Annotated in this window: 7 protein-coding genes and 1 pseudogene; 7 read left to right on the top strand and 1 reads right to left on the bottom strand. The window is 47.1% G+C overall.

Annotated elements, in window-relative coordinates; genetic code table 11:
* Positions 1 to 66 (top strand): annotated as a pseudogene (locus CWM52_RS26515) (integrase); the annotation flags it as partial.
* Positions 67 to 241: 175 nt separating this feature from the next.
* Here the strand turns inward: CWM52_RS26515 and CWM52_RS16205 are convergent.
* Entirely contained in the window at positions 242 to 1,168 is a 927-nt protein-coding gene (locus CWM52_RS16205; protein ID WP_100685029.1) for a LysR family transcriptional regulator, read from the bottom strand.
* Positions 1,169 to 1,326: 158 nt separating this feature from the next.
* Between CWM52_RS16205 and CWM52_RS16200 the strand changes: the two genes are divergently transcribed.
* The 6 genes from CWM52_RS16200 to citE all read left to right on the top strand — a co-directional run bounded on the left by CWM52_RS16200 (position 1,327) and on the right by citE (position 7,012).
* On the top strand, positions 1,327 to 2,415 hold the full coding sequence (locus tag CWM52_RS16200; RefSeq protein ID WP_100685028.1) for a 4-oxalomesaconate tautomerase: 1,089 nt from the start codon (positions 1,327 to 1,329) through the stop codon (positions 2,413 to 2,415).
* Between the two features lie 87 nt (positions 2,416 to 2,502).
* On the top strand, positions 2,503 to 3,747 hold the full coding sequence (locus CWM52_RS16195) for an MFS transporter (RefSeq protein WP_100685027.1): 1,245 nt from the start codon (positions 2,503 to 2,505) through the stop codon (positions 3,745 to 3,747).
* A gap of 78 nt (positions 3,748 to 3,825) precedes the next feature.
* Complete coding sequence (locus tag CWM52_RS16190; RefSeq protein ID WP_100685026.1) at positions 3,826 to 4,689, top strand: fumarylacetoacetate hydrolase family protein; 864 nt, start codon at positions 3,826 to 3,828, stop codon at positions 4,687 to 4,689.
* 59 nt (positions 4,690 to 4,748) lie between these two features.
* Entirely contained in the window at positions 4,749 to 5,822 is a 1,074-nt protein-coding gene (gene citC, locus CWM52_RS16185) for a [citrate (pro-3S)-lyase] ligase (protein WP_100685025.1), read from the top strand.
* A gap of 24 nt (positions 5,823 to 5,846) precedes the next feature.
* Positions 5,847 to 6,137 (top strand): citrate lyase acyl carrier protein, encoded by a 291-nt coding sequence (gene citD / locus CWM52_RS16180; RefSeq protein WP_100685024.1) that lies wholly within the window; start codon positions 5,847 to 5,849, stop codon positions 6,135 to 6,137.
* A complete protein-coding gene (gene citE / locus CWM52_RS16175) occupies positions 6,137 to 7,012 on the top strand; it encodes a citrate (pro-3S)-lyase subunit beta (protein WP_100685032.1) in 876 nt (291 codons plus the stop codon). The genes citD and citE overlap by 1 nt, the downstream gene beginning before the upstream one ends.
* Positions 7,013 to 7,029: the final 17 nt, after the last annotated feature.

The raw sequence follows: 7,029 nt of genomic DNA, 5'->3' as shown, positions 1-7,029 counted from the left end.
CTGACGCCGGAAGAGTACCGGCTGATGGCTGAAACACCGGAAATCTCAAAAAGTGCGTGGAACTAAAACGGGATGCTTACACTGTAAGCAGCAACATCAATGGGAAGGTATTCTCAACCGGCCAACCCATAAAACAGTGGCACTCATTTTCCGGATGAGCACCTACCCGCCAGAGAATTCTATCGCCAGATCGCTTGCGGCATGTCTGACGATATATGGTGGGGGCAAGGCAAGAGCTGGATTACGTTGTAAATTTCCCTATCCACGGGCTGTTGGCGTCCTGCGACCAAAGTTGCAACAGCATCTCTCTGAACTTTTCAGCAGCCGGACTTAGCGCTGTTTCTCGGCGCTGAACGAGCCCTAACGTTCGACGAATGACGGGTTCAACAAGTGGGCGGCTGACAAGGATGTGATGCTCATCGGTTGGCATCGCCAGACTGGGGACGACCGCAACGCCAAGACCGGCTTCCACCATGCCGAGCGATGTCGACAAATGCCTGACTTCGTAAAACCAGTTTGGCTTCCACTCCACGCCCTCAAACGCCTGATCAATCAATGACCTGTTACCGCTCGAGCGTCTTACGCCAATGAGTCTTAAGTCGGCCAGATCTTCCCACAGGACCAGCGATTTCTGCGCTAACTCGTGGTCGCGCCGACAGGCCAGAACGAAAGGTTCATTCACCAGCGGTGTGAAATCGATATTCGGATGTGTGATATTTATCATGTTTATGCCGAAATCTGCATCGCCATTTAATACGGCTTCAAGGCAATCGCTTGCACTGTGCTCCAGGATTCGGATACGGATATTGGGGTAATGATGGTTAAAGTCTCTGATGACCGAGGGAAGGAAATAGAACGCGGCCGTCGGTAGACAGGATAAGGTTATCACCCCGCTTTGATGTGTCGCCATTTCCTTGATACTCAGAATCGAGCTTTCATAAAAATCTATTAAATTCTTTGCCTTAGGTAAAAACTCTCTTCCAACCGCCGTGAGTTTTACATTTCTGGTTGACCGTTCGAATAGGGTTGTTCCCAGACTCTCTTCAAGTTTTTTAATTCTGCGTGTTAACGCTGGTTGCGAAATGTGAAGAAAATGCGAAGCTCTTGTGAAGCAGCCAATTTCTGCAATCTTAACAAAAGCTTGTATCCCTTGTAGCTCATGCTGCATGAGATTTTACCCCTCTGGATACGTCGTCTGATCCCCATCCTAACGCAACGCTTATTTATGCGCAAAACGTATTAATCGTTTGTTTTTTGACATTGGAGTTATCTATTCGGTTATGGAATCCTGACGTTGTTCTAACAACCAGGTGAAACGAGAAAAAAATGTTGAAGATTCCTTGCGTACTGATGCGTGGTGGTACTTCCAAAGGCCCGGTTATCCTGGCTAGCGATTTACCGACAAAAATTGAGGAGCGCGATGCTGTACTGCTTGGCCTGATGGGTGCAGGCCATGAACTCGAAATTGATGGTATTGGCGGAGGGAGTCCTCAGACCAGCAAGGTGGCTATCGTGAGCCCGTCGGACAGTCCGGATGCGGATGTCGACTATTTATTCGCCCAGGTTATGGTCAACGAGCGTCGTGTCGATACGACGCCAAACTGCGGCAACATGCTGTGCGCGGTTGGCCCTTTTGCGATTGAAAAAGGCCTTGTGAAAGCGAAAAGTCCGGTAACGACTGTGCGTATCCGTAATCTTAACACCGGAACGCTGGTTGATGCCGAAATACAGACACCGGACTTTTATGTCAATTACGAAGGCGATACCCACATTGACGGCGTACCAGGCACCGCCGCTCCTGTCGGTCTGACATTCCTGAACTCTGCGGGCTGCAAGACCGGGAAGTTACTGCCAACCGGTAACGTCATTGATGTGATCGACGGTGTGGAAGTGACCTGTATTGATATGGCCATGCCGATGGTGCTGATTAATGCCGAGCAGATGGGAAAAACGGGCGGCGAAACCCCGGCAGAACTTGATGCCGATCGGTCATTCATGGTACGACTGGAAAAAATTCGTCGTCAGGCCGGTGTCGCAATGGGATTTGGTGATGTCTCCGATAAAGTTATTCCCAAACCGGTTTTACTGAGCAAACCGAGCGCCGGAGGGACGATCAGAGTTCGCTACTTTATGCCGCATAACTGTCATAAATCGCTGGCGATTACGGGCTCGATTGGTATTTCAACAGCAACGATTATTGAAGGCTCTGTCGCTCATAAAATTGTTTCAGAACAACTCAAGACGCCTTTTACCAATATTATTAATATTGAACATCCAAGCGGAAAAATCTCCGTATCGTTACTCAAAGACGGGAGTGCAATCGAGAAAACACGCGCGGCAGTAATCCGCACTTCGCGTAAGCTTTTTGAAGGTGAAGTTTGCATTCCGGAGTCGGTTTTATCAGAAGCTATTTAACGGTTTCTAAATATTGAAAGCAATTGATACCCTTTAGCTCCTGCGAGCTACAGTACTCTACACCAAAAAAATAATATTGAGGATATTATGGCTATAACTACTACTCAACATAATCTGGAAGGCCCGGATCCGGCAAAAGTCAGTAACTATATTCGTGTGATACTGGCGCTGGCTTTATCTGGACTGGCTGAGCTAGCCTCGCTTTTTTTTATCCAACCGCTATTACCGGTGCTGGCCGTTGAATATGACGTCCCGGTCAGCCAGGTCAGTATCATTCTCTCTGCAGAAACGGCGCTGCTGGCGATCGGACTATTATTTACGGGAACATTATCCGATCATTATGGCCGAAAAAAACTGATCGTTGTTTCCCTGATTTTGGGAGGCATGTTGACACTGCTGTGTCCTCTGGTTCAGTCATGGGCGATGCTGGTTGCTCTGCGTGCCATTATTGGGCTGGCGCTCAGCGGGATTGCCGCGGCGGCAACGGCCTATATCAGTGAAGAAGTCGCACCCGTTGTTGCCGGGGTTGTGACGGGCTACTTCGTCTTTGGTAATTCAATGGGGGGAATGTCCGGTCGTATTATTGCCAGCCAGTTGATTGAACATATTTCGATAAATACCATATTCTACGGTTTTGCCGTCAGCCTGATTGTGGTAGCGGTACTGGTTAACTTCCTGCTACCGGCTTCGAAAAACTTTAAACCAACACAAAACCTGAATGTTCTGCGGGTAGTGAAAGGTGCCGCAGCACATTTTAAAAATAAAAAACTGGCGTTAGCATTTGTTATCAGTTTCATCATCTTTGGGGTGTTTACCTCTCTGTATAACTACCTGGCTTTCTTCCTGAAAGGAGAACCATTCCATATTTCACCAGCGAATGCGGGACTGCTTTCTTTTAGCTTTGCATTAAGTTTCTTTACTGCGCCTCAGGCCGGTCGACTTTCTGCAAAATATGGCAGTATGAAAGTTCTGCGTGCGCTGTTCGTGATTATGGCGTTGGGTATGTTACTGACGTTAACCTCCAACGTAGTCACATTTATTATCGGCGCGGTCATTTTTACCGGTTGTTTCTTTGGCTGTCACTCAATTGGGTTAAGTTGGGTAAGTAAAAATGCAGCGCAAGCACGTGGCCAGGCCGTCGCTCTGTACCTGTTCTTCTACTACATGGGTGGGTCGGTTATCGGCTTTGTGAACGGTTTTGTCTTCCACTCAACGGGGTGGCAGGGAATGACAGGATTCATCATCGCATTACTCGCCGTGGGCGCAGTGGTTGCGACATATTTATCCGCCAGCGAAGGGAAATCCCTGGTGCCGGCAGAATCATTGAAATAATAACCAAATAGTTCACGCCACGCTAAGTGGCGTGAACACAGACAGACTTTGAAATAGAATAGATAAGCAGGCTCCATTATGAAATTAACAAGCTATAGCCATCATGGTCGTAAAAGCTATGGTATTTTTACTGACCAGGGTATTATTGATCTCGGTGATAAAATTGGTCATCAATATAGTACTCTGAAAGATTTATTGCAGTGGAATGCCATTGATATTGCCAGACAATATATAGATTATCCCGCAGATGTCGTTGTCGATGATATTACCTTCCTGCCTGTTATTGAGTCGCCGGGGAAAATATTCTGTGTTGGAATGAATTACGCCGATAAGCGAAAAGAATTTTCTGAAACCAACAACGCGCCAACCCTTTTTGTTCGCTTTCCTGACTCGCAGACGGGTCATGCGACAGAGGTGATTAAACCCGCATTATCAAACGAATTTGATTATGAAGGAGAACTGGCGGTCATTATTGGCAAGCCAGGTATTCATATCGATGTTTGTGACGCAATGAGCCACGTAGCCGGATACAGTTGCTATATGGACGGTTCGGTGCGCGACTGGCAGCATGCCTGGTTTACCGCAGGTAAAAACTGGCCGCAGACAGGTGCGTTCGGCCCTTGTATGACCACCGTCGACGAAATCCCCGATCCGCATGTTTTATCAATCCAGACCTACCTGAATGGCATGTTGGTTCAGAATGATTCGACAGCCAGTATGATCCATAAGGTAGCCGAGTTGATTAGCTATATCAGTACGTTCACTTCACTCAGTGCCGGTGATGTGATTATTACCGGCTCTCCGGGGGGCGTCGGGAAAAAGAGAACGCCTCCTCTGTTTATGCACCAAGGCGATCGGGTCGAAGTGGTGATTGAAAATATCGGACGTTTAACAAATACCATCGTGGAATCACAGCCTCAGTACGACTTACTGGCATCGTAATAGCTGGCAGAGCAAACAGATAGTCGACAACCTATAAAGATATTTTCAGGAGAAATAAGATGTATACCGACCAGGCGCTAGAATTCGAAACAGTTGAAACTAGCAACGGTGCTCTGAGAGAGGAGATTGTCCTTTTTTTGAAGAGTAATGGATTAGGCATCGATGAAGATATCGAACAGTTTGTTGTTGCACGTTGTAACCGGCATCTGGTGGCCTGCGTCGGGCTTGCGGGAAATACATTGAAATGCATTGCTGTCGAGAGAGAATGGCGCGGAACATCCTTAGTCCTGCAAATCGTTCATGAAGCAGAACTGCAGGCTATTCAGAACGGTGAACATCAACTTTTTCTCCTGACTTCTCCTGATAATGTTAAGTCATTCCAGGGCTGTGGATTTTATCCTTTGGTGACCCTCGATAACCGGGCGACGTTAATGGAGAATACGCCTGTTGGCATCCATCATTATTGCCGACAGTTGCGCAGTCATCATCTGGTGATGGCCGCGAATGTGGGGGGGATTGTGATGAATGCCAATCCCTTCACTTTAGGGCACCAGTATTTGATCGAGCAGGCAGCAAAAGCATGTGACTGGCTGCATGTCTTTGTCGTTGAGGAAGATCTGTCAGAGTTTTCTTTCCGCGAACGCTTCGCCATGGTGCAGGATGGTTCACGGCATTTGCCTAATATTACCGTGCACCCGGGTTCAAGATATATTATTTCTCGCGGGACCTTTCCTGGCTACTTTCTCAAAGAAAAGCAAATTGTTAATGAAGTGTATGCGGCAATTGATTTGCTCATGTTTCGTCGCTACATTGCGCCGGCTTTAAATATTAATCAGCGTTTTGTGGGCACTGAACCATACTGCAAGGTCACGGCACAGTATAATTGTGCGATGCATCACTGGCTGGAAGATGAAATGACAATACCGGCTGCCAGCATCAAAGTTAACGAAATTCAGAGAATGACCGATGATAATAATTTACCGATATCTGCCTCTGCCGTGCGGAAATTATTAAAAAATGAAGATCTTCAGGCTGTGAAAAGCAGGGTGCCGGAAAGTACTATGCCTTATCTATATAAATGGTTAGAAGCGAATCAATCTAAGCAGCCAGATGTATATCTGACTGGGGCTTAATCAATAATTGTTCAGGAAGTTAATATGAAAATAGTCAAGGCGGCAATGGCCGGAACGCTGGAGTCGAGCGATCTGGTTGTTAAAGTCAGCCCATATGAAGATGGACTGGATATCACGATCAACAGTGAAGTATACAAGCAATTTGGCGAGCAGATTACTGCGGTGGTGAAGGAAACACTTTCCACGTTTAATATTACGCAGGGTCAAATTATCGTTGAAGATAAAGGCGCACTGGATTGTGTTATCCGCGCCAGGATGCAGGTTGCAATCCTTCGGGGAACGGACAGCAAAGAAATTTTGTGGGAAAAATTATGATGAAAAAATTACGCCGCAGTATGCTTTTTTTGCCAGGTTCAAGCGCAGCCATGCTATCGACCGCCTTTATTTATAAACCTGATTCAATTATGTTTGATCTGGAAGATGCCGTTTCGTTGAAAGAAAAAGATAGCGCGCGACTGCTGGTTTTTCATGCCTTACAGCATCCCATGTATAAAGATATTGAAACGGTTGTCAGGATTAATCCGCTAAATACACCCTTTGGCTTAAAAGATCTTGAGGCGGCAGTGCGGGCGGGCGTTGACGTTATCCGTTTACCGAAAACGGATACGCCGGAAGATATTTATCAGCTTGAGCGTGAAATTGTCCGTATTGAGGAAAGCTGCGGCCGCCCGGTTGGCTCCACGCAATTAATGGCGGCGATTGAATCTGCGGTGGGAGTGATTAATGCCGTCGCTATCGCCCGCTCTTCTCAACGCCTGATGGGTATTGCGCTGGCGGCATTTGATTACGTGATGGATATGCAAACGGAACGCGGAGATGGCACCGAGCTGTTTTATGCACGCTGTGCGGTATTACATGCCGCCCGTGGGGCCGGTATTGATGCTTTTGATGTGGTTTACGCCGATATTAATGATGAAGCTGGCTTTTTAAAAGAAGTGGATCTGATTAAGCGCATGGGCTTTAACGGTAAATCTCTGATTAATCCACGGCAGATTGAAATTTTGCACAATGCGTATGCACCAACCCAGGAAGAGGTTGATTATGCAGAACGCGTTATCGCCGCGGCCGAAGACGGTGAACGTAATGGCCTTGGGGTGATTTCACTGAACGGCAAAATGATTGATGCGCCGATCATTAACCATGCCCGTGTGGTTATCGATCGTAAAAATGCATCTGGCGTTCGTCAGTAATCTCTATTCAGCCTATA

This window comes from Raoultella sp. T31 (assembly GCF_002806725.1).
GTDB lineage: Bacteria > Pseudomonadota > Gammaproteobacteria > Enterobacterales > Enterobacteriaceae > Klebsiella > Klebsiella electrica.
This window is presented reverse-complemented; position numbering and strand designations above follow the sequence as displayed.